The organism is Pedobacter steynii (assembly GCF_001721645.1).
Classification (GTDB): Bacteria; Bacteroidota; Bacteroidia; order Sphingobacteriales; family Sphingobacteriaceae; genus Pedobacter; species Pedobacter steynii_A.
Map to the genome: position 1 here is coordinate 6400205 of NZ_CP017141.1, position 23462 is coordinate 6423666.

Genomic DNA, 23462 nt, shown 5'->3' on the forward strand with positions numbered 1-23462 from the left:
TCGTAAAAAGGCCCCGGAATTCGGGGCCTTTTACGTTTTCAATCATTTTATAGAAATCCTTAGATTTCTCTGTTAATGTCCCAGCTTTCCAGGTAATCAGCCACTCTGCGTACAAAGGATCCGCCTAAAGCACCATCTACTACCCTATGGTCATAAGATAAAGAAAGGAACATCATGTGACGGATGGCGATGACATCGCCAAATTCCGTTTCCAGTACTGCAGGCTTCTTTTTAATTGCCCCCACAGCCAGGATTGCCACCTGAGGCTGGTTAATGATCGGAGTTCCCATCACATTTCCAAAAGAGCCTACATTGGTCAGCGTAAATGTTCCGCCCTGAGTTTCATCAGGTTTAAGTTTTGAGTTGCGTGCACGTACCGCCAGGTCATTCACCGATTTGGTTAAACCGACCAGGTTTAGCTGATCCGCATTTTTGATCACCGGAACAATCAGGTTTCCGCTTGGTAAAGCCGCTGCCATACCGATATTAATATCTCTTTTCTTGATGATCTGTGTTCCGTTAACAGAAACATTGATCATCGGGAAGTCTTTAATTGCTTTAGTTACCGCCTCAATAAAGATTGGTGTAAAAGTGATTTTCTCATTTTCACGTTTCTCGAAATTGCGTTTCACTTTTTCACGCCACAATACCATATTGGTTACATCCGCTTCCACGAAAGAAGTCACGTGGGGGGAATTGTGCTTACTCATCACCATATGATCGGCAATCAGCTTGCGCATCCTGTCCATCTCAATGATTTCGTCACCACCATTCACACTTACCACCGGTTGTACCGGCTTAGAGGGAGCTGGCTGATGGTTGACTGCCGTTACTACCGGTGCAGCCGTTGCTGTAGCTATAGGTGCAGCACCACCTGTTTTTTGCTGAATATAATTTAAAAGATCATCCTTTGTTAAACGTCCTTCTGCTCCTGTACCTGCGATGCCATCCAGTTCAGCCATTGAAATATTTTCCTGAGCTGCGATATTTTTTACCAATGGAGAGTAAAAACGATCTGAACTGCTTTGCTTTGGTGTTTGTACCTCCTCATTTGAAGGCAACTGATCTGTACCTGGAATTTCTGCAGTCGTTACCTCCGCTTCAGGCTCCGCTACCGGAGCTTCAGCTGGTGTTGCAGCAGCATTGGCATCTGTTTCGATAATTGCAATTACTACACCTACCTGAACCACTTCGTCTTCCTTGAATAACTGTTTGATTAATTTACCGGCGATTGGTGATGGAACTTCAGAGTCTACCTTATCTGTAGCAATTTCCAAGATCGTATCGTCCAATTCTATCATATCTCCTGGTTGTTTCACCCATTTGATTATGGTTGCTTCCGCAACGCTCTCCCCCATTTTAGGTAACAATAATTCGTATTGAGCCATTTTTTATTTTATGATTGGTATCAGGTACAAAAGTAAAGTATTTCGGACACTTAATCCTCATGTTGCTGGAGTTCATTCAAAATCATTGACAATGCAGCACTTGCAGAACGTTCAATATTCTGTGCTCTTTTGTTGCCAAAACTGAATACTTTTGCCACTACCCCTTTTGCATGGGCCACTGCTATCCAGACAGTTCCGACAGGTTTATCGGGTAAACCTCCGTCCGGACCAGCAATGCCACTTACGGCTACTGCATAATCTGTTTTAAAATGTTTTATTGCACCTAAAGCCATCTCTTTAACCGTTTCCTCACTTACGGCGCCATATTTTTCCAGCGTTTCCTGCAAAACACCAAGAACAGACTTTTTAAGTTCATAAGAATAGGTCACTGCTCCTCCTTCATAGACAGAAGAACATCCCGGATGCTGTGTGATCAGCTGTGCAATATATCCTCCCGTACAGCTTTCTGCAGTGGAAAGTGTTAGTTTACGCTGCTCCATAAAGTTCAGGATAGCTTTTTCCAAGGCGATATCTTCCTCCGCAACTACATACTTTCTGATTTTAGCAATCATCTGTTGTGCATATACTTCTACCTCTTCTTTCAGCAGCACCTCATCCGTTCCCGTACTGCTTAACCTTAAACGTACCTGTCCGAGTCTGGGCAGGTAAGCCAGTTTAATATGGGCAGGCAGGCGGTCTTCAATCTCTTCAATTTCCACCGCCAGAAAGGACTCCCCGATATTTGAAGTCAGAATGGTCTTATGATAAATGACTGGTAATTTAAAGGACTTCCGGATTCTTGGAATGATTTCATCATCCATTAAATACATCATCTCAAAGGGAACACCCGGCATGGATACAAATATTTTTCCATGTTCCTCAAACCACATACATGGAGCTGTTCCGTTTTTATTTTTGATCACCGTACACCGGTCAGGCACATCGGCCTGCTTCCTGTTCAGGTCTATCATAGGCCTGTTAACACGGGCAAAGATTTCCATAACATGGTTTAGCGTTTCTTCATCTCTTCTGAAACCCATATTGAAATATTTAGCGAGCGTCACCTTGGTGATGTCGTCTTTTGTCGGCCCTAATCCACCCGTAATCAAGATGACATCCGCTCTTTTTTCTGCCTCCTGCAAGGCTTCGATAATATGATCAGCATCGTCAGATACGGAGGTGATCTGTTTCACTTTCATCCCGATCAGGTTCAGTTGTTTCGCCATCCATGCAGAATTCGTATCTACAATCTGACCAATCAGGATTTCATCACCTATGGTTATAATTTCCGCCAGCATATCAATAGTTTTAGTATCTCGTATAGTAATTCTTTCTCTTGCTCAGCTTCAGATCCTGTAATACAGAAGCTTTCACTTTGATGTCCACTGAATACATCTGCTGCGTACCAAAAGGAATCCAGCTGAAACTCATATCCCAGCAATGCAGGTCCCTGTAGATACCAAAACGGGTAATGGAGAAATTATTGGTCTCAAAATTCCATCCAGAGTCAAATGTCACCTTCCATTTAGGAGTGATGTTTGCATCTCCGTTAAAGGTCAGGCTATTGTTGATTCTGCTGTTCAGTCCTAATCTATCCGTAGAGTAATTGAAACTGTATCTGAAAGCAAAGTTCCATGGAATTTTAAAGTCCACAAAAGCGTTTGGATCACGGCTTACCAGGGCCATCGCTTCCGCCTGTTCAGGTGTCATTCCTTTCTGAATGTTCTGCTCACGCTGATCCTGTTCATTGATATTTTTCCTCTTCAGGGCTTCCGGATTCAGACTATAGTCAAATGATAAGCCGAAGGAGGTCAGACGTGGCAATTGCCCTCTCTGCCAGGTATACGTATTTGTATAGGTCTTTGCGGTATTATTGATCGGATCATATTCATCCTTCACGTAATAAGGATTCAGCACGGCATTGTAATTCACCTGAAATTTATCGGTAAAAGGCGTACTACCTGTGATGTTAAAGTCAGCCAGGTTATTTCTTGGCGCCAGGAAATTATAGGCACTGGTGATGGATAAGTTATTGATGATCGGTACTTTCTTTTCTCCTTTTCCGGTAGTATCCTTCGGGGTCAGCACCTTTGCTTCAACCGTATTTTGTATCCCGAAAGAAAGGGAGGCTGATCTTCCCATAGGTGGCCCACCGTATAACATCCCCTCCTGGCGCGCATAAGTCAGGTATTGAGGTACCGTATTATTTGTAGTTGCATTATAAGAAGGATTAGGTACGCGAATGGGGTTCCCATTGGCATCTCTTGATCCGTCATACTCCGCATACCGGTAATTTCCTTTAGTAGGATCAGAAAAGTCCGGCGCATAACTAAAACCAATACTTGGCGTCATGACATGTCTGATTGCTTTCAGATTCCCCATCTTGGAAAACTGCGCCGTAGAGTAAATCTTAGTCGAAACCGATCCACCCACATTATAAGTTCCATAACGGTTAAATCCGGGAACGGTATCTATCCGGCTCAGATCAGCACCATTTCCGGTTGCTTTTAAATAAGTTTTTCTGATGGTTTGAAAATGCCAGGTCTCGGTATAGTTCACACTTGTACCAAAGTTGAAGTACTTCAATACATTAAAGTTCATTTGAATCGGGATGTTATGTTGCATCCCGTTTCTGAACTTATTCAGGATTTGTTTCTTGAATAAAATACTATCTCCTGCAGTCACCGAGTTACTGCTTTTCATGCTGTAGCCTATGGAAATCTTTTCATACCAGCGCTGGTCGCCTACCCTGTTAGGGGAGGCAAAAGGAAAAATACTCCTCGCCATATTCAAACTGATATCAGGTAAAGTCAGATCGACCGTTTTCGAAGACGTATTCTGGTTTACCCTTGTTGCCAGGGAAAGGTTAAATAAATCCCCGAACAGCAGCTTGGAATAAGAGATCGAAGAGGATAAGATATTGGTGGAAAGTTGCTGAGGATCATAAGTCATCCCCGCGGCAGTATTCCTGTTGTAACCACTGGTCTGAATCTGCACGGATGCAGAGAAATTACTCCCCGGATTCGCATTCGCATTCTGACTGTGGTTCCAGTTGATGCTAAAATCTTTCTGTTTACCAAAATCTCTTGTTCCTTCAGATCCCGTGATGGTATTGGCGTACCTCAACATGATATTACCATTATATTTATACCTTTTGGTGTAGGTCGAAGTCAGGTTGACATCATAAGAGCCCCCTGTAAAAATCGTACCCAGTATTTTAGCGTCCCAATAATCACTCAGGCCAATATAATATCCACCATCTCTTAAAAAGAAACCTCTGGTAAAGTCTTCACCGGGACTGGGTAAAATAATACCCGACGACTTCTTATTGGGTTTTGGGAAAAAGGCGAAAGGCAAGCCGATCGGTAATGGAATATCTTCTATTTTTAAATAAACCGGACCAGTAATGATCTGATTCTGGGTAACGATCCCTTTTGTGATGTGAATTCCGAAATGGGGATGTGGCAGATTACACGTACTATACGTTTGTCCTTTACTGTGAATCTCATCATCCGGTTGCTTTTTTGCCAGTCCGCCTGAGAAAAAGCCTCCTTCCTGCTCGGTAAACACACCATAAATTTTTCCGGCTGCCGTTTCTGTGTTGTAGCGCAGGGAATCTGCCAGGGAACTCCCCTGTCCGGGCATCTTAAATATCGGCCGGCCCACATACTTACCTTTGGCATCGTGTTTCCCGCTGGCAAAAATCTGTTTTGTTTTACTATTATAGGTAATATAATCTGCGTCCAGTTCTAATCCCTGGTAAACTACCCTCGCGCGACCATATAAATAAACGATACCTTCTTTTTTATCAACTTTTGTGGAATCCTTAGCAGAGTACTCAATTTTATCACTGGATTTTGCAGTATCCGTAGGATTACTTTTCAGCCCGGTTGCCCCGGCCCTTTTAGTGGTATCTGTTTGAGGGACGACCTGTTGAGTGGAGGAAAAACCAGAAGATGCAAGAGCAGGAATACTAACAATTGTTAATAAAACAAGCCGTTTTAAAAAAATGATGTCGCTTAAAAGTTTCAAATTCGTGTGTGAATGTTATTTTTGCATTAATGTTTAATCCAAAACGTTCAAAATTAATGAAAAATATGCCATTGCTTAGACCAAATGCAATTTTGATCGTATTTATTTCTCTGATATTAGCTACAACCACTAGTTATCAGGCATTTACGCAAGAATATAAAATAAAAACCATCGTATTAGACGCTGGTCACGGGGGAAGAGACGGCTCTACCAGGGGGGCTTATTCAACAGAAAAAGATGTCGCTTTAAAAACTGCATTACGACTTGGAGCAGCGATAGAAGCCAATATGAAGGATGTAAAAGTGATTTACACCAGGTCAACTGATGTTTTTGTTCCGCTTTATGAACGCATTGCCATTGCCAATAATGCAAAGGCAGATCTTTTTATCTCCATTCACTGTAATGATATGCCGGTAATCCGCTCCTCTACCGTTACAGGATACCGGAAAGGACGCAATGGAAAAAGGATTCCCATTACAGAAACCTCCTACAGAAAAAGTACTTCCACCCGGGGCGTAGAAACCTTTGTTTCCGGTATGGGCAGGATCAATGAACAGGATGAGGTAATCAAGCGGGAGAATGCCGCCATCTTCCTGGAGGATAACTACAAGGAGAATTATGAAGGTTTTGACCCCAACAATGCGGAAAACTATATTATACTATCTTTGATGAAAAATACGTTCAGAACACAAAGTTTAAAATTAGCAAAACTTGTTCAGGACGAATATGTTAATGTAGGACGTGTAAACCGCGGGGTACAGGAAAAAAGCCTTGCCGTTTTAGCCAGGGCAGGAATGCCCGCCATATTAACAGAGATTGGATTTATCAGTAACCCTGAAGAAGAAGATTACATGAACTCAGAAGCCGGACAGGCGGAGATCACCAGTTGCCTGCTGAAAGCCATACAAAGCTATCAGCATAAGATAGAAGGATAATAGTTAGATACCGATAAAATAAAGAGTTAAGCCTGATGAGATTGAAAAGAAGTATATTCTTGTTTACCGTTTTATTATTTATAAGTTCAGAATTCGCTTTTTCGCAGGGATATAAAGTAAAAACCATTGTAATTGATGCCGGGCACGGAGGTGGTAAGCCAGGAGCCGCAGGCAGTTACTCTAAAGAAAAAAATGTTGCCCTGCAGGTTGCCCTCCGACTGGGTAAAAAGTTTGAAGACGAGATGCCTGAAGTCAAGATTCTCTACACCAGAAAAACCGATGTAGACGTTGACTTTTATAAAAGGGCCGAAATTGCAAATGATGCCAAAGCAGATATTTTCATTTCCATCCATTGTAACTCTATGCCCGACAGAAGGGTTGTAGCCGGTTATACCAAAGGAAAAAGAGGTAAAAAGATCCCGAGATATGCTTATGTAAAGAACTCTTCCACCAGTGGAACAGAAACTTTCGTTGCCGGAACACACCGATTAAATGAGCAGGATGTGGCCATCAGGGAAAATGCCGATATCAAACTCGAGAAAAACTACAAACAAAACTACGACGGATACGATCCCAATGATCCCGAAACATTTATTATACTATCTTTGTTTAAGAGTACATTTAGAGATAAGAGCCTGAAATTAGCGAGATTGATTCAGGACAACTACACTAACGACAATAAGAGAGTAAACAGAGGAGTAAAAGAGCAGGGGATTTTGATTTTACAAAGGGTTGGAATGCCTGCTGTGTTAACGGAAATCGGATTTATATCAAACCCGGCGGAGGAGAATTACATGAATTCTGCGAGCGGACAATCGGAAATCGTAAATGCTATCTTTGATGCCGTCAAGAAATATAAAAAACAAACAGAAGTAAATTAAGTAAACACACATACGTGAAAATAGCAAACGAAACCAAAGTAGGCATACTAGCAGCCTTTTCCATAGCCTTATTAATCATCGGCTACAACTTTTTAAAAGGCAATGCCATTTTTTCCAGCGAGACGGTATTGTATGCCAGGTATTCGCATGTAGACGGGCTGGGTGTCTCTAAGCCGGTTTTAATCAATGGCTATCAGATCGGCCGTGTAGATAAACTTACCCTTCAATCGGACGGAACAATTATCGCGACGCTGAAAATCAAAGGCAAATATGAAATCCCTAAAAACAGTGTGGCCAAACTGGAGAGCATTGACCTTTTGGGTGGTAAAGCAATTGTGATGGCTTTAGGAACCGGAAACGTATATGCTAAAGACGGAGATACTTTAAATGCAAATGTGGCTAAAGGCCTGATGGAAACGGTACAACCGGTTCAGAAGAAAGCAGAGATGATCATTGCAAAAATGGATTCCATCTTAACCAGTGTAAACTCTATCCTTAACCCTAACTTCCAGAAAAACGTAGACAAAAGTTTCAACAGTATTGCTTCTACCCTGGCTTCCCTGGAAGCTACTTCTAAAAAAGTAGACAATCTGGTAGGCTCTGAAGGCAGCAGGATTTCCGCTATTCTGGCCAACGTAGAGAACATTTCCAATAACCTGAAGAACAACAATGAAAAGATCAATGGTATCCTGAATAACATCAACACCATTACCGATCAGGTAGCGGCAGCGAACTTCAAACAAACCATAGACAATGCCAACAAATCAATGGCAGACCTGCAGGCGATCGTTGGTAAGATCAATGAGGGTAAAGGTACTTTAGGCTTGTTGATTAATGACACGAAAATGTACGACAACCTGAACAGTGCTTCTCAGAACCTGGATAAGCTGATCATTGACTTAAAAGAAAACCCTAAACGTTACGTTCACTTCTCTGTGTTCGGTGGCGGGGCCAAAAAAGATAAATAACGATTGTTATCCAAACAGAAAAGCCTGCTTAAAATTTAAGCAGGCTTTTTTTATGGTCATTGATTTTTCTTTTTAATCAGTTGATTTCAGGTCAGATGGAAAAGGTACTTCCCTCCTGTGCCAGTTGCGTGTGTTCAAAAACCTGACTGGCTTCTTCCAGCAAAGGCTGTAAGGTCTTATACCTGGAAGAAAAATGTCCGATGAGCAGTTTTTTAGCTCCTGTTTTTATCGCCGTTTCTGCGGCCTGCAAAGCAGTGGTATGGTGAGTTTGATTTGCCCGTTCCAGCATCTCATGCAAAAACGTAGCCTCATGGTAAAGGGTATCACAATTCTGAATGAGTTCAAAATAACTGCCATCACAAAGGGTATCCGAGCAATAGGCATATTTCCTGGGCTCATCAGAGTCTGTGGTATAATCCTTATTCAGTAATACAGTTCCATCCGGTAAGGTCAGGTCTACCCCTCTCTTGAGCAATGGATAGTATTCCAAAGGAATATTTTCCTCTTCCAGTTTTTCAACGATCACCTTGCGCAATCTTTTCTTTTCGTTGAAAACGAAACCGGTACAGGGAATTCTGTGGTTCAATATAATCGTAGATACCGTCAGGTCCGAATTCTCAAATATCTGCTGAGGGGAATCTGCAGTAATGGGTACAAAGGTAAGCGGATAGCGGAGAATCGTTTCAGAGTGCTTAAACTGAAGCTCCAGGATTTCCATTAAAGCTGCAGGAGCAAATAAGGTAATCGGTTTGATCCTTCCATTCAGATGCATGGTAGAAAGCAGTCCGATCAATCCAAAATAATGATCTCCGTGAAGGTGGCTGATGAATACAAAATCTATTTTGCTGGCTTTAAAACCATACTTGATCAATTGCTGCTGGGTTCCTTCCCCACAGTCGATCAGATAAAATTTTTCATTGCAATTTAAAAGCTGGGCACTTGGATTTCTATTGTATACAGGTGTAGCAGAACTGCTACCTAAAATAGTAACCTCAAACTTCATTAACCTTTATCTACGCTCCCCAACAATTCCTTCTCAATTTCTTCCATAAAGATCAGATCCGTAGCTTCATCCAGTTTAGACACAATGGTCAGGGACTGATCCAGATTAGACATTTCTAATATTTTGGCAACTACGCCATTTACCCCTGTAAGAATAAATAAACCATTTGCTTTCTTGCATAGACGGTCTCCTACCAGCAGACTGCTCAGATCCTGTGAATCATTACATTCCTTTATAGCGGATAAATCCAGAACAATGTTATGGTAACCTTCTGCGTTCAATAAAATGAACTCAGATTTTAACTTAGGGGCATTGTCGTTTGTAAACTTAGTCTCTCTAAGCTTTAAAACAACATACTTTTCATGCTTGTCAACTGAAAATTTCATGATATTGATTTATTTATATGTGTTGCTAAAGTAATTAATTTTATCTGTTTTTAATATTGATTGGTCTAATAATTCCTTCTTAACGATCTAAAAATTTGTTTCTGAAGGTGCCAACCGGCTTTGGCTTTATATCATGGCGCTCATCCGACAATTCAGATGAGCACCATAAATTTAAAAACAGGGTTTAGTTTTCTAAAAGCCTGTTTAATGAATTTTTCACATTCTCTTCAATCCGCTGAACCACATCTGAAGTTTCATTTTTGATGAAGGTATCACCTGTGATCTGCTCATAAAGCTCAATATAGCGTTCTGAGATGGAATTTACAATTTCTGGTGTCATCACCGGAATCGCTTGTCCATCTTTACCCTGGAAACCATTTTCGATCAACCATTTACGGACAAACTCTTTAGACAATTGCTTTTGAGGCTCATCTGTAGCTTGTCTGTCGGCATATCCTTCCGCATAAAAATAGCGGGAAGAATCAGGTGTATGGATTTCGTCAATCAGGAAGATTTCCTCCCCTACTTTACCGAATTCATATTTGGTATCTACCAGGATCAGTCCGCGCTCAGCAGCCATTTGTGTACCACGCTCATAAAGTGCATAGGTATACTGCTCCAATTGCTCATAGTCTGCCAGGGAAACAATTCCTTTAGCCAGGATATCCGCTCTGGAAATGTCTTCATCATGCCCTACCGCTGCTTTTGTAGTTGGGGTAATGATTGGCTGAGGCAATTTATCATTTTCTTTCAGTCCTTCAGGCAAAGCAACTCCGCAAACACTACGTCTGCCGGCACTGTATTCTCTCCAGGCATGTCCGGCAAGGTATCCCCTCACCACCATTTCCACCTTAAAAGGTTCACAGATCCTGCCTATGGTCACCATTTCATCCGGAACATCAATTACCCAGTTAGGTACGATATCTTTGGTAGAACTCAGGAATTTAGCAGCGATCTGGTTCAGCACCTGTCCTTTAAAAGGAATCGCTTCGGGTAGTACAACGTCAAATGCAGAGATTCTATCCGTTACGACCATGGCCATAAACTGATTATTGATCGTGTATACATCACGCACTTTTCCCTTGTAAAAATTGGTTTGCTTTGGAAAGCTAAAATTTGTTTCTTTAATTGCTGTCATGGTATTTGCCAAAGAGCTGTTGTTATTTGTTCTTAATTATTGGATATCGCCGTAGGCTTTTAAAATTCTTTTTACCAGTTTATGCCGCACCACATCTTCTCCCGTCAGGTAAATAATTTCAATACCAGGAATATCGTCTAAGATACGCAGGGCATTATGCAGTCCGGACATCTGCTTTTTAGGCAAATCGATCTGGGTTACATCGCCTGTTACAATAAACTTAGCAGAAGGGCCCATCCGGGTGAGGAACATTTTCAGCTGCAGGTCAGTTGAGTTCTGGGCCTCATCGAGGATTACAAAACAGTTATCCAGTGTCCTGCCACGCATAAATGCCAAAGGGGCAATTTCTATCGTTCTGTTCTCCAGATAAAGTTTCAGTTTTTCTGCCGGGATCATATCATCCAGGGCATCATATAAGGGGCGAAGGTATGGATCTACTTTTTCCTTCAGATCGCCTGGCAAAAAGCCCAGGCTCTCCCCTGCTTCTACGGCAGGTCTGGTTAAAATGATCCTTTTAATTTCTTTATTTTTAAGTGCTCTTACGGCAAGGGCTACTGCGGTATAGGTTTTTCCCGTTCCTGCAGGGCCGATGGCAAAAAGCACATCGTTCTTCAGAATGCTGTCAACCATGCGTCGCTGGTTCGCGGTCCTGGCTTTCACCAGTAAACCGTTTGGCCCGAATACGATCACTTCACCTCCACCACTACCCGCCGCAGGAGCGGCCTTTTCGGCTGTTCCATTTTCGGAAGCAGGCTGTGCTTTCTTAGAAACGAGGATAGATTCTACATCACTGGCAGTTAATGTGCTATACTGCTCCAGCTGGTTTAGCAACAGCGTATATTTCTGCTCAAAAACTTTAAGCTCTTTCTCATCACCCAATACTTTCAGTTCATTGCCTCTCGCCACCACTTTAAGCTTTGGAAAAGCATTCTTAATCAGCTCGTAGTGCTCATTGTTTGCTCCCCAAAACTGTACCGGATCTACCGATTCTAATGTTAATTTAAGTTCGTTCAAAATATTGTTTTTTAGATAGAGGTGTATATTTTGATATAAAAATTGAATATTTGTACGCGATTTGCCGCTTACGCAAGATTAAGAATAAATATTCAATTTTTAATGGCCATTATTACATTAACGACAGATTTAGGTTCAAAAGATTTTTATCAGGCTGCCCTTAAAGGCAGTATCCTGAGCATCTTGCCTACGGCCAATATTGTTGATGTTACCCATGAAGTTCCTTCCTTCAATATTTCTTATGCGGCATTCGTTCTGAAGAATGTTTATCCTTATTTTCCTAAAGGTACTGTGCACCTGATCGGTATCGATTCCGTGTTCAGTGAAAACACCAGATATATTGCCCTGAAATACAGGGACCATTATTTTGTGGGTGCAGATAACGGTATTTTTTCTTTATTGTTTGAAGAAACTCCCGAAGAAATTGTGGAGCTGAATATCATGCAGGACCTGAAATACCTGCATTTTCCATTGGTAGATATTTTTGTAAAAGCAGCCATCCATCTGGCTAAAGGCGGCAGGTTAAGAGACATTGGAATGCCGACCGACAATGTAGAGGAACGCATGTTGCTAAACCCTGTTATTGAGCGTGATATCATCCGTGGAAGTGTGATTTATATCGACACCTTCTCCAACGTGATTACCAATATCACTAAAGAATTATTTACTAAAATACAGCGGAACAGGGACTTTACTTTGTACTTCAGAAAGAGTGAAACCATTACCCAGCTGAGCTGGCATTACAATGAAGTTCCTGAAGGAGAGAAACTCTGTCTTTTCGGCATAAGTAATCACCTTGAAATTGCCATTAATAAAGGAAAGGCCAGCGGCCTCCTCGGCTTACACCTGAGCGATATTGTCAGAGTGGAGTTTCATCCTTAAAAATATTTTCATGTTAATACGTCTGGTAAAAATGCATTTCTCTGCTGATTCTGTAGCAAAATTCAAGGAGACCTTCCAAGCAGTACAACCCAAAATAGCTGCGTTTAAAGGCTGCAGCGCCGTGCAACTGCTTCAGGACAACACTAACCCTGACGTATTCTTTACCATCAGTCATTGGGAAGATGAGCAGCATCTGGAAGATTACCGGCAGTCTCCGCTCTTCCGGGAAACCTGGGCTATCGTAAAACCCATGTTCCTTTCCAAAGCTGAGGCATGGAGTTTGCTTGCTCCATAGAAACACAAAAAATGATCAAAAATTTATTGCTTCTCCTGTTGCTTGGATTTAGTCTCCAGGCCGCTGCTTTTCAAAGTGACACCAGTGCCTATCAACTACAACGTTTAAAGATCAATGGGCTCCTTGCAGAGCGCAGTACACGCTTTGGCCAGTACGACCAGAGTTTAGATGCAAGAACCGGAATCTTCGGGTTTCAAACAAAAAGAGACATTAAAAATTCCAATGAAATCCTTCGTCAGATCGTCCTGAACGACAATAATATTTTCAAGGAGCTTAAAATATTAATGGACTACAAAGATCAGGAAGTGAAAGAAGTTATCAATACTGCCAACAGCACCAATAGCAGGATTCAGGCCTATATGCTCTCCATCAAAAAGCTACAGGACCAGAATCAGTCTCTTAAAAAGGAAGCACAGCAACTGGAACGCGGCAAGACCTTTTATCACTATATCATCATATTTTTGGTATTGGCACTTGGGGGAACAGGCTACGTTTTACTGAAGAAGCTAAAGAAAATCTAAGCCTGCCGATAAAAGGAATTCAGCCAAAATTTAAACTTAGCGCATATGAAAAAATGGTTTTTCAAGATACTGGTCAGGATCAACAAAGCCCTCCTGCCCAGTTTGTACAAAAAAGACCCGATGAAACTAAGTACCTTTCAAAAGGCAATATTAGGTTACCGGTACTGGGTATTGACCAATAGCCTCAATTAAAATAGTTGGTCAGCAGGCCTACTAAAAATTTAGGTTCTACCCAGGTGGATTTCGGAGGCATTACCCCATCCGCTTCTGCGACTGCGATCACCTGTGCAACCGAAGTCGGAAATAAAGTAAAAGCAACAGCAAATAAGCCGTTATCCACCCTACTTTGCAGGGCCGAAACCGGCGTTCTTCCCCCTTCAAAAGTAATTCGTGCATCCGTTCTCGGATCCCTGATTCCCAGGATGGGTTCCAAAATAAAATCCTGTAAAATACTCACGTCCAATACCCCTACCGGATCATTCGCATCATAAATTGCCGGCTTAGGACTCAACACATACCACTGTTTACCGAAATACATTCCAATCTGATGCAGCTCCTGTGGCTGGACAGGCACGTCCGATATGGCGACCTCAAAACCAGTTTTCAGGGCTTCCATAAATTCAGCTTCGGTCTTGTTTCCAAGATCCCTCACCAGCCGGTTGAATTCCAGCACCTTTACCTCAGCAGTATTCATGTACACCGTAGTGAAATAATTATAGAGTTCTGTGCCCGTATGTTTAGCACTATTCAAAGCCTGCTTCTGAAGTCCCATTTTGGCCATTGAAGCGGCCCTGTGATGACCATCAGCAATATATACCGAAGGTATTGCCTGAAAAGCAGCCACCAACTGGTCCAGGTCCCTCGTTTCCGTTATTGCCCAAACCCGATGCCGGCTCGCATCTGCAAAGCTGAAGTCAAGGTCAGGATTTAATGCCACATACTTTGCAATCAGCCCATCGATCAGCTCATCCGGATGATAAGTAATCAGTACCGGATTCGCATCCAGTCCAGTTTGCTGCAGGTAGTCGGCCAGCAGTTTTTCTCTGCGTTCTACAGTAGATTCATGCTTTTTTATCCTTCCTTCCAGGTAATCCTTAATGTGGGTCAATGTCCAGATTCCAGTCTGACATAAGCCATCATGTTCCACCTGATACACATAAATTGCAGGTTTTGCTTCCCTTACCAGGTAATGGTGGTCCAGAAAACCTTCGAAATTTTCCGCAATCTTCTTGAAGATCAATTCCTGACGGGTCCCTCTAAGGTATGGATTGTCCAATTCCGGATTAATCAGGTGCAGAAAGCTACAGTTATTTTCGGACGCAATTAAGCGGGCTTCACCCGTTCCATAATTTTCCAGGGGACGGGTAACCACCTTCGACTGGAGGTGAACTGCAGGTTTTAATCCACAGAAAGGCTTTATATTTGGCATAGGATGGATTGGGAAATGAGGTACCCTTCTATGGGCACCTCATTAAAAGCTATTTATTAAAATGCTCAATAATTAGGGTAGCAAGTTCAACACCGATACGCTCCTGTGCTTCATTTGTTGCCGCACCGATATGAGGTGTTAAAGAGATCTTTGCATGTTGCAGGATAGCCGCTGCAGGGGTAGGTTCGTTATCGAATACATCTAATCCGGCAAAAGCAACTTTACCACTGTCTAAAGCAGCGATTAACGCGGCCTCTTCTATGGTTCCGCCTCTTGAGCAGTTCACCACACCAACGCCGGTTTTCATTTTTTCAAACTCTTCCGCACCCAGGATTGGTTTATCTGCAAATGGTGTATGTAAACTGATGAAATCACTGTTCGCGATCACTTCTTCCAGCGAAACTGTTTTTACCGGAATATCCACTTTAATACCTCCCTGAAGGTTTAAGGTCAGGTTTCCTTCGAAAGGAAAAAGATCATAAGCCAGGACATTCATTCCCAGGCCTAAAGCTACAGTAGCCGTTTCTCTTCCGATTCTGCCGAAGCCAATGATACCGATCGTTTTACCTCTCAGTTCCACACCTTTAGCATAAGCTTTTTTCAGGGCATTGAATTTAGTATCTCCTTCTACAGGCATTTTTCTGTTGGCATCCTGTAAAAAGCGAACACCAGTAAACAAATGAGCGAATACCAGTTCAGCTACAGAAAGAGAAGAAGCAGCAGGCGTATTGATTACTGCCAGGCCTTTAGCCCTTGCATAATCTACATCGATATTGTCCATTCCTACCCCACCTCTTCCGATCAGTTTAAGATTTGGACACTGATCAATCAGTTCCTGACGTACTTTTGTGGCACTACGTACCGTAATCGCATCATAATTCTGTAAAGCTTCAGCTAATTTATCCTGGGCAATTGTTTCTGTATCTACTACAAAACCCGCCTGCTCTAACAGGGATTTACCGATGGGATCTATTCCATCGTTTGCAAGTATCTTGATCATTAATTCTAAATTTTATTGGTGTTTTTCAGCAAAAATCTGCATTAATTCAATTAAAGTATGTACGCTGGTAATTGGAAGTGCATTGTACATCGAAGCTCTGAAACCGCCCACACTTCTGTGGCCTTTGATTCCTTCGATGCCGTTTTCTTCCGCGAACTTTAAGAATGGTTTTTCGAGTTCCGGGTTTTCCATCACGAAGCATACGTTCATTCTCGAACGGTCTTCAACTGCACAGGTACCTTTGAACAATGGATTTCTGTCGATTTCTGTATATAAAGCTTTCGCTTTTGCAATGTTTTCTTTTTCAATTTCAGCTACGCCACCTTTAGATTTCAACCATCTCAGGTTTAGCATCGCTACATAAATAGAGAATACCGGAGGTGTATTGTACATAGAACCACCTTCAGCATGAACTTTATAGTCCAGCATCGAAGGGATTTTTCTTCCCGACTTACCTAAGATCTCATCTTTAACAATGACTACCGTTAATCCTGCAGGTCCGATATTTTTTTGTGCACCTGCATAGATCAGGTCGTACTGAGCTACGTCAATTACACGGCTCATGATGTCTGATGACATGTCACAAACTACAGGAACTTTTGTTTCCGGCAGGCTGAACATTTCTGTTCCATAAATGGTATTGTTAGAGGTGCAATGAAAATAAGCACTGTCTTCAGGGATGCTATACTCTTTAGGTACAAAGGTATAGTTCGATGATTTTGAGGAAGCTACAATATTTGCAGTTCCAAAATTAGCGACTTCCTTAATCGCTTTGTTTGCCCATACTCCTGTCTCCAGGTAACTGGCTGTTTGGCCTTCAGGCAATAGGTTCATAGGAACCATTGCAAATTGCAAACTCGCACCACCTTGTAAAAAGAGAACGGAATAACCGGCAGGAACATTTAACAATTCTTTAACCAACTTCCCGGCCTCTTCAACTACACCTTCAAATTCAGGCGTGCGGTGAGAGATCTCCAGAATAGACAAGCCGTCTTTAAAATCAAGTACTGCTTGTGATGCTTGCTTGAAAACTTCCTGTGGTAGGATACAGGGTCCAGCGCCGAAATTATGTCTCATTTTTATGTTATTTTTATTAGTTGTAAATGTAATATTTTCTATGGTTTATTATTTCGAATTTTTAAACTTAATGATCAGTTTCAGGTTGAATCTCCTCCCGCTTAAATAATTAGGTATCGCATATTGGACGTTATTCAGGTCCTTCAGCCAGAGGTAGGATACCGTGTTGTCGATATTCAAAAGGTTGAACACTTCGGCATATAAGGCAAAAGAGCTGAAGTATTTATCCAGCAATCTTGATTTCCCCGGACTGGCATCATCCAGAAAATCTTTAGAGAATCCGATATCTATTCTTTTATAGGCAGGAATATGAAAATCATCCGTATAGCGATCCGACGAAGGTGCTCCGACAGGCAATGCTGATCCATACAAAACGTTCAGGTGTACTTTATACGTCGGACTATTGAGCAGGCGGTCCTGAAAATAGGCAGAGAAGTTCAGACGCTGATCTGTAGGACGTTTCAGATAACCTTCCTGATCACCCGCTATATTTTGCACCGCCTTCATCAGAGAGAGCCTGAAATGAGAAACCAGGTCTTTCACAAACTCTCCCCCAATGCTGAAATCAGCACCATACGTATATCCTTTTGCCTGTTCTCCCGCCAGGTACCTGATCCGCACATTGTCCATCATATAAGGGATCAGCCGGTCCTGATATTTAAAGTAGGCCTCCGTACTGAACTTGAGTCTTGTACCCAGGCCATCAAAAGCATAATCCATTCCGGCAGAAGTATTGTAAGAGCGCTGCGCCTTTTGATTCAGGTTCAGTATGCCCTGAAAATCCCGGATACTTCTATAGTCAGGAGCCTGCTGATATACTCCTGCACTCCACCTGAAAATCTTATGATTACCCGAAGGCCGGTAAGCCAGCAACAAACGCGGACTGAAAAGCAGCTGATCACTCAGGCTATTGTAATTTCCTCTGATCCCCAGCTGAAGGTCCGTATAGGCAGACAGGCGGTAACTATCCTGCAGGTAAGCACTGTAATATTGAATACCCAGTTTATTTTCAGCTTCGATGACCGGCCCTCCATAAAAACGGCGGATTCCCGCAGAGTCAATCACACTGTATTCACTTAAATCATCCCGGTAGTTCTTATGCTCAAAGCGCAGTCCCCAGGAAAAAGTATGGTCATTAAAAGTCTGGTCTCCTTTCAGTTCAGAGCTCAGGTGCTGAGAACGGAGTTTGTTATTGGCAAACGTAAAGTACCCTCCTACTCCTGTTAATCTTTCCGATGGCCGGGGTTCCGGATCCCCCGGATCCGGGCTCATTTCGCTTAAAAAGTAAGCCCCCTGAATGTCTATATTTTCTCTCTCCCGACTGTTAAAATAGCTGTTGATCCATTTGATCACCAGGTTTGGCCTGGGTGCATAAAGCGTGGTGATGGCTCCACCCAGCGTCCGGTAATCATCCACTTCCTTTCCTTCATAATCTACATCCAGTCGGATTGTCCTGCTTAAAGTTCCGAATTCCGTCTGGCGGCTTTGCGGAATCAGTTTAAAGCTGCCATTGTTAAAGCTGCCCATAAAATTAAGGCTTAGCTTTGGAGAAAGCTGCTGCTGATAGATCAGTTGGGCATCTGTAAAATTAGGACGATAGCTACCTTTGTTCTCCTGGCTACTTAATACCCCTGTATTGTTTTTATAACGCAGGCCTGCCAGCAGAAAACTATTTTGACGGAGCATTTTAGTACTCAGAGAAGCGCCGTTCAATCCTGCAGTTAAAACCGTCTGACTACTGTCCGGTCTTCCGTACTTTACATCCAGCACAGAAGACAATTTATCTCCATACCGGGATTCAAAACCTCCGGCAGAAAACTTAGCATTGCTCAACAGGTCACTATTGATAAAGCTCAGTCCCTCCTGTTGCCCGTTTCTGATCAGGATCGGCCTGCTGATTTCTATATCATTGACATAGACCAGGTTTTCATCAAAATTTCCTCCCCTTACGCTATACTGAGCACTCAACTCGTTATTTGTAGAAACGCCAGGCAAAGTTTTGAGTATGGCCTCGAAATTCCCAGAAGGAGAAGGCATGGCCCCTATTCCCGAAATATTAATGGTGGTGCTGTTGCTGAGCTGGTTTTGTCTGCTGGTAATCGTGACCTGCTCCAGCTCATTACTGCTTTCTGTAAGCGTTACATTCTGGATCAGTCGGCCGGCCTTATCATGACTAATGCTGACCAGCACTTGCTTGTAGCCCAGCAGAGCATATTTTAAAATGAAAGAAGTGTTTGTGGCGTAAATGGTATAATTCCCTTTATCATCTGATAAAGCGGACTGATCCTGCCCCAGGATTCTGACGGTCACTTCAGCCAGTGGTTGTTGCAGTTCATTCGTCACCCTTCCTGTCACCTTTACTAAAGGTTGCGCCTTCAGTCCTGTCAGTGTCAGGAGAAGAACAAAGAGCAACAGGAGGCGTTTACGCATTTACACTTTCAGGATGCCTGCATTGAGATTTTTTAATTCCGAAATCATTTCTTTTGGAGCTGTTGCTGCGAAAATGGCATTTCCGGCTACAAAAGCATTAGCACCAGCCTGGATTAAATCTGCCAGGTTATGGATATCTACCCCTCCATCCACTTCAATAATCAGTTCCGGATTTATTGTAGCCGATAAAGCTTTCAGTTCTCTCAGTTTATGAAGCGTATTGGGAATAAATTTTTGTCCGCCGAAGCCGGGATTTACCGACATCACCAATACCAGGTCCAGGTCTGCCAGCACCTCTTTCAGTAAAGCTACCGGCGTATGCGGATTAATGGCGACCCCAGCTTTACATCCCGCTGCATGAATGGCCTGTATCGTCCGGTGAAGGTGTGTACAGGCTTCATAATGAACCGTAATCACTGCAGCCCCTGCCGCTGCAAAACGTTCGATATACTGATCGGGGTTAACGATCATCAAATGTACATCCAATGGTTTTGTAGCATGTTTTTTAATTGCTTCCATCACAGGAAAGCCAAAAGAGATATTGGGAACAAAAACACCGTCCATCACATCTACATGGAACCAGTCTGCTTCACTGGAGTTAACCATTTCAATATCACGTTGAAGGTTCGCAAAATCAGCAGCAAGTAAAGAGGGAGCAATGAGGTGTTTCATGATCAACGGGGTTTTAATATTAACGAAGTAAAGATAAAAAATTAAGCCATTTTAAAACAAAAAACCCCGCAAATTGCGGGGTTTTAAATGTTTGTATTATGCAGGTTTGTTTTCTGCGGCGCCTTCCGGTTTTGGTGGACGAGGTAATAAAGCTTTTCTTGAAAGTTTCATTTTTCCTTGTTTGTCAATATCCAAAAGTTTCACCTGAATCCTGTCACCTTCTTTGAACACACCGTCCATCGTTTCTAAACGAGTCCAGTCGATCTCAGAGATGTGCAACAATCCGTCTTTTCCTGGCATGATTTCTACGAATGCACCAAATGGCATAATAGATTTCACTTTACCATCATAAGTAGCACCTATGTCTGGTTTAGCAGCAATCGCATTGATACGGCCAACAGCAGCATCAATAGCAGCTTTGTTATCAGCGAAGATTTCAACGATACCTTTGTTACCTACTTCTTCGATAGAGATAGATGCACCGGTTTCGCGTTGCATTTCCTGGATGATTTTACCGCCTGGGCCGATTACAGCACCAATAAATTCTTTATCAATACTTAGAGAAACGATACGTGGCGCGTGATCTTTGTAGTCTTCACGTGGTGCAGCAATCGTTTTCTTCATTTCGTTTAAGATGTGTAAACGAGCTTCTTTAGCCTGGTTTAGGGCGTTAGTTAACACTTCCCATTTCAAGCCATTGATTTTTAAATCCATCTGACAAGCTACGATACCTTTTTCAGTACCGGTAACTTTAAAGTCCATATCACCTAAATGATCTTCATCACCTAAGATATCTGAAAGGATTGCATATTTACCAGTTTTCTCATCAGTGATTAATCCCATTGCAATTCCGGATACCGGTGCTTTGATTTTAATACCTGCATCCATCAGTGCTAAAGTACCTGCACAAACAGTTGCCATTGATGAAGAACCGTTTGATTCCAGGATATCAGAAACGATACGGATGGTATATGGGTTTTCTTCCAATCCAGGTAATACTTTCTTCAATGAACGCATGGCTAAGTTACCATGACCGATTTCACGACGACCAGCACCTCTGTTAGGACGAACCTCACCAGTTGAGAAACCAGGGAAGTTATAGTGTAATAAGAATTTGTTATATCCATTAACGAAAGCACCATCAATCATTTGCTCATCATCTTTAGAACCTAAAGTAACGGTAGTTAATGATTGGGTTTCACCACGTGTAAATACTGCTGATCCGTGAGCAGAAGGCAGGTAACCTACTTCACTCCAGATCGGACGTACCGTGCGTACATCACGACCGTCTAAACGAATTCCTTCGTCTAATACCAGGTTACGGATGGCATCATATTGTACATCATGGAAATATTTTTTAGATAAGAATCCGGTTACATCATCGATATCTTCACCTAAAGTAGCGATGAAATCCATCAGGATTGCACCGAATGCATCACCACGCTCACCTTTGCTTGTATTGCTTTTCGCTATTGCATATACTTTATCATAAGTAGCTGCATAAACCTGTTCTTTTAACTCAGGATTGCTGTCTTCATGAGAATAAGTACGTTTAACCGTCTTACCTACTAATTCAGCCAATTCTTTTTGTGCCTGAACCTGTACAACGATTGCTTTGTGTGCAAATTCGATTGCTTCTACCATGTCAGCTTCAGAGATCTCATCCGCTTCACCTTCCACCATTACGATGTCGTTTTCAGTACCTGCAACAAGGAACTCCATAGTTGCACGCTCTAAGTCGCTCACATATGGGTTAATTACAAAGTTACCATCGATTTTAGCTACACGTACTTCAGAGATTGGTCCGTTGAAAGGGATATCTGAAACCGCGATAGCAGCCGAAGCAGCTAAACCAGCTAAACAGTCAGGCATTATATTTTTGTCAGAAGAGATCAAAGTGATCATCACCTGAGTATCTGAGTGATAATCTTCAGGGAACATCGGGCGTAAAGCACGGTCAACCAGACGTGAAATTAAAACTTCATAATCTGATAATCTTGCCTCACGACGTAAGAATCCACCTGGAATACGGCCTGCGGCAGCATATTTCTCCTGATAATCTACAGATAGTGGCAAAAAGTCAACACCAGCTTTTGCACCCACTGTAGATACTACAGTAGCCAATAACATGGTATCGCCCATTTTAACAACTACAGAACCATCAGCTTGTTTCGCCAATTTCCCTGTTTCAATTTCGATTGTTCTTCCATCGCCCAAGTCGAACGATTTTTTTATTACATTCATTTAAAGAGTATTGTGGTGTGTTTTCCTCTTTCTACACACCTGATTTATATATATTTATTTTATTTTTCAAAGTAAAAAAGCCATCCTTAAGAATGGCTTTTCTTGATATTTTAACGCTTATTTGCTATCTCTCGAACCTAATGGTTTGATGATATCTCTTAGCCCTAAAGCTTTGATGATAGCACGGTAACGGCTAATATCTTTTTTGTACAGATAAGCCAAAATACCGCGGCGTTTACCTACTAATTTTTGTAGAGATAACTGAGTAGAGAAATCTTTACGATTTTTCTTTAAATGCTCTGTTAAGTGCGCAATACGGTATGTAAATAACGCTACCTGACCTTCTGCAGAACCCGTGTTAGTTTCTACTTCGCCGTGTTGTTTAAAAATTTCGGCTTTCTTTTCTTTACTTAAATACATTTCTTGAATGATACTAAAGTGTGTATGGATTAATTAATTGGGTGCAAAGATAGTTTAAGTTTTAATTATTCGCAAGTTGTCAGCCCACAATTGTCATCTGCTTTTAATTTACGATGATGGAGCAAATATAAATAAAATCTAAACCCTATTTTTGCCCACAGAACGAAGAAAACATGGAAAAGAGCGAATACAGCATATTTGAAAGTGAATTAAAAGTACGTCCGGATGACATAGATATGTTTCAACACGTACACAACAGTAAGTACTTTGACTATGTCCTAGCAGCCAGGTACGACCAGATGGAGCAATTTTATAAGATGCCTATGGAATCTTTCCTGGAAAGTGGCTTTGGCTGGGTGGTACGTACCGCACATGTTGACTTTAAGCGCCCACTGATTCTTGGCGATATCATTGCAGTCCGCACCGGCATCCTTACCATCAATGAGAAAGGCTGTCGTGTTCAGTTTGAAATTGAAAACAAACGCACCGGCAAAATCGCATCTGATGGCTGGTTCGATTATGTGATGATTGATACCAATACCGGAAAAGGATGTAAGGTGAATGAAGAAATGATTCAGGCTTACAGCATTTAGACCTTCCTTTTCAACAATACGATAACACCTCCGGACCTGCCGGGGTATCCCTAAACTTATCCTGGTATAGAACAGTTCGGGGATCCTCCGTAATGAGTCCGGATCTGGGAGGTAGTTACGAGGTAGTTGCGAGGTACTTGAAAGGTTAAATAAC

General features: G+C 42.2%; 22 protein-coding genes. 8 read left to right on the top strand and 14 right to left on the bottom strand.

The features are described from left to right. Positions 1–59: 59 nt before the first annotated feature. The 3 genes from BFS30_RS26545 to BFS30_RS26555 are packed head-to-tail and all read right to left on the bottom strand — an operon-like array spanning position 60 to position 5420. A complete protein-coding gene (locus BFS30_RS26545) occupies positions 60–1388 on the bottom strand; it encodes a dihydrolipoamide acetyltransferase family protein (RefSeq protein WP_069382069.1) in 1329 nt (442 codons plus the stop codon). A 50-nt stretch (positions 1389–1438) separates the two neighbouring features. Then, positions 1439–2686, bottom strand: a complete 1248-nt coding sequence (locus tag BFS30_RS26550) for a competence/damage-inducible protein A (RefSeq protein WP_069382070.1) — start codon at positions 2684–2686, stop codon at positions 1439–1441. Positions 2687–2696: 10 nt separating this feature from the next. Beyond that, positions 2697–5420, bottom strand: coding sequence for a putative LPS assembly protein LptD (locus BFS30_RS26555; RefSeq protein WP_083252257.1), 2724 nt, complete (start codon positions 5418–5420; stop codon positions 2697–2699). A 56-nt stretch (positions 5421–5476) separates the two neighbouring features. On the opposite strand from BFS30_RS26555, the gene BFS30_RS26560 reads away from it, so the two are divergent. From BFS30_RS26560 to BFS30_RS26570, 3 genes are read left to right on the top strand one after another with little or no spacing between them, the layout of a single operon-like run. Next, complete coding sequence (locus BFS30_RS26560; protein ID WP_237028672.1) at positions 5477–6355, top strand: N-acetylmuramoyl-L-alanine amidase family protein; 879 nt, start codon at positions 5477–5479, stop codon at positions 6353–6355. Between the two features lie 35 nt (positions 6356–6390). Then, positions 6391–7236: an N-acetylmuramoyl-L-alanine amidase family protein gene (locus BFS30_RS26565; RefSeq protein WP_069382072.1), complete on the top strand. Its 846-nt coding sequence runs from the start codon at positions 6391–6393 to the stop codon at positions 7234–7236. Between the two features lie 14 nt (positions 7237–7250). Further along, on the top strand, positions 7251–8204 hold the full coding sequence (locus tag BFS30_RS26570) for an MlaD family protein (RefSeq protein WP_069382073.1): 954 nt from the start codon (positions 7251–7253) through the stop codon (positions 8202–8204). Positions 8205–8295: 91 nt separating this feature from the next. On the opposite strand, the gene BFS30_RS26575 is transcribed toward BFS30_RS26570, so the two are convergent. The 4 genes from BFS30_RS26575 to BFS30_RS26590 form a co-directional block, all read right to left on the bottom strand. After that, positions 8296–9207: a ribonuclease Z gene (locus BFS30_RS26575; RefSeq protein WP_069382074.1), complete on the bottom strand. Its 912-nt coding sequence runs from the start codon at positions 9205–9207 to the stop codon at positions 8296–8298. Continuing rightward, entirely contained in the window at positions 9207–9593 is a 387-nt protein-coding gene (locus tag BFS30_RS26580) for an STAS domain-containing protein (RefSeq protein WP_069382075.1), read from the bottom strand. Before BFS30_RS26580 ends, BFS30_RS26575 begins: the two co-directional genes overlap by 1 nt. 184 nt (positions 9594–9777) lie before the next feature. Next, positions 9778–10731: a phosphoribosylaminoimidazolesuccinocarboxamide synthase gene (locus BFS30_RS26585; RefSeq protein WP_069382076.1), complete on the bottom strand. Its 954-nt coding sequence runs from the start codon at positions 10729–10731 to the stop codon at positions 9778–9780. A gap of 36 nt (positions 10732–10767) precedes the next feature. After that, positions 10768–11745, bottom strand: coding sequence for a PhoH family protein (locus tag BFS30_RS26590; protein WP_069382077.1), 978 nt, complete (start codon positions 11743–11745; stop codon positions 10768–10770). Between the two features lie 102 nt (positions 11746–11847). Between BFS30_RS26590 and BFS30_RS26595 the strand changes: the two genes are divergently transcribed. From BFS30_RS26595 to BFS30_RS28005, 4 genes are read left to right on the top strand one after another with little or no spacing between them, the layout of a single operon-like run. Continuing rightward, entirely contained in the window at positions 11848–12627 is a 780-nt protein-coding gene (locus BFS30_RS26595) for an SAM hydrolase/SAM-dependent halogenase family protein (RefSeq protein WP_069382078.1), read from the top strand. Between the two features lie 10 nt (positions 12628–12637). After that, on the top strand, positions 12638–12922 hold the full coding sequence (locus BFS30_RS26600; protein ID WP_069382079.1) for a putative quinol monooxygenase: 285 nt from the start codon (positions 12638–12640) through the stop codon (positions 12920–12922). A gap of 11 nt (positions 12923–12933) precedes the next feature. Beyond that, positions 12934–13443: a hypothetical protein gene (locus BFS30_RS26605; RefSeq protein WP_069382080.1), complete on the top strand. Its 510-nt coding sequence runs from the start codon at positions 12934–12936 to the stop codon at positions 13441–13443. Between the two features lie 45 nt (positions 13444–13488). Continuing rightward, on the top strand, positions 13489–13635 hold the full coding sequence (locus BFS30_RS28005) for a hypothetical protein (RefSeq protein WP_167353206.1): 147 nt from the start codon (positions 13489–13491) through the stop codon (positions 13633–13635). Here the strand turns inward: BFS30_RS28005 and BFS30_RS26610 are convergent. From BFS30_RS26610 to rpsO, 7 genes are all read right to left on the bottom strand, one after another. Further along, complete coding sequence (locus tag BFS30_RS26610) at positions 13628–14872, bottom strand: DUF1015 domain-containing protein (RefSeq protein WP_069382081.1); 1245 nt, start codon at positions 14870–14872, stop codon at positions 13628–13630. The two genes, BFS30_RS28005 and BFS30_RS26610, sit on opposite strands and share 8 nt — an antisense overlap. A 49-nt stretch (positions 14873–14921) precedes the next feature. Further along, complete coding sequence (locus BFS30_RS26615; RefSeq protein WP_208603011.1) at positions 14922–15872, bottom strand: D-2-hydroxyacid dehydrogenase; 951 nt, start codon at positions 15870–15872, stop codon at positions 14922–14924. Positions 15873–15884: 12 nt separating this feature from the next. Continuing rightward, complete coding sequence (gene serC, locus BFS30_RS26620) at positions 15885–16949, bottom strand: 3-phosphoserine/phosphohydroxythreonine transaminase (protein ID WP_069382082.1); 1065 nt, start codon at positions 16947–16949, stop codon at positions 15885–15887. Positions 16950–16997: 48 nt separating this feature from the next. After that, positions 16998–19379, bottom strand: coding sequence for a TonB-dependent receptor (locus BFS30_RS26625; protein WP_069382083.1), 2382 nt, complete (start codon positions 19377–19379; stop codon positions 16998–17000). After that, entirely contained in the window at positions 19380–20051 is a 672-nt protein-coding gene (gene rpe / locus BFS30_RS26630; RefSeq protein WP_069382084.1) for a ribulose-phosphate 3-epimerase, read from the bottom strand. Between the two features lie 96 nt (positions 20052–20147). Then, a complete protein-coding gene (gene pnp / locus BFS30_RS26635) occupies positions 20148–22295 on the bottom strand; it encodes a polyribonucleotide nucleotidyltransferase (RefSeq protein WP_069382085.1) in 2148 nt (715 codons plus the stop codon). A gap of 117 nt (positions 22296–22412) precedes the next feature. After that, complete coding sequence (gene rpsO, locus BFS30_RS26640) at positions 22413–22715, bottom strand: 30S ribosomal protein S15 (RefSeq protein WP_069382086.1); 303 nt, start codon at positions 22713–22715, stop codon at positions 22413–22415. Between the two features lie 173 nt (positions 22716–22888). Between rpsO and BFS30_RS26645 the strand changes: the two genes are divergently transcribed. Continuing rightward, positions 22889–23308, top strand: a complete 420-nt coding sequence (locus BFS30_RS26645; protein WP_069382087.1) for an acyl-CoA thioesterase — start codon at positions 22889–22891, stop codon at positions 23306–23308. Positions 23309–23462: the final 154 nt, after the last annotated feature.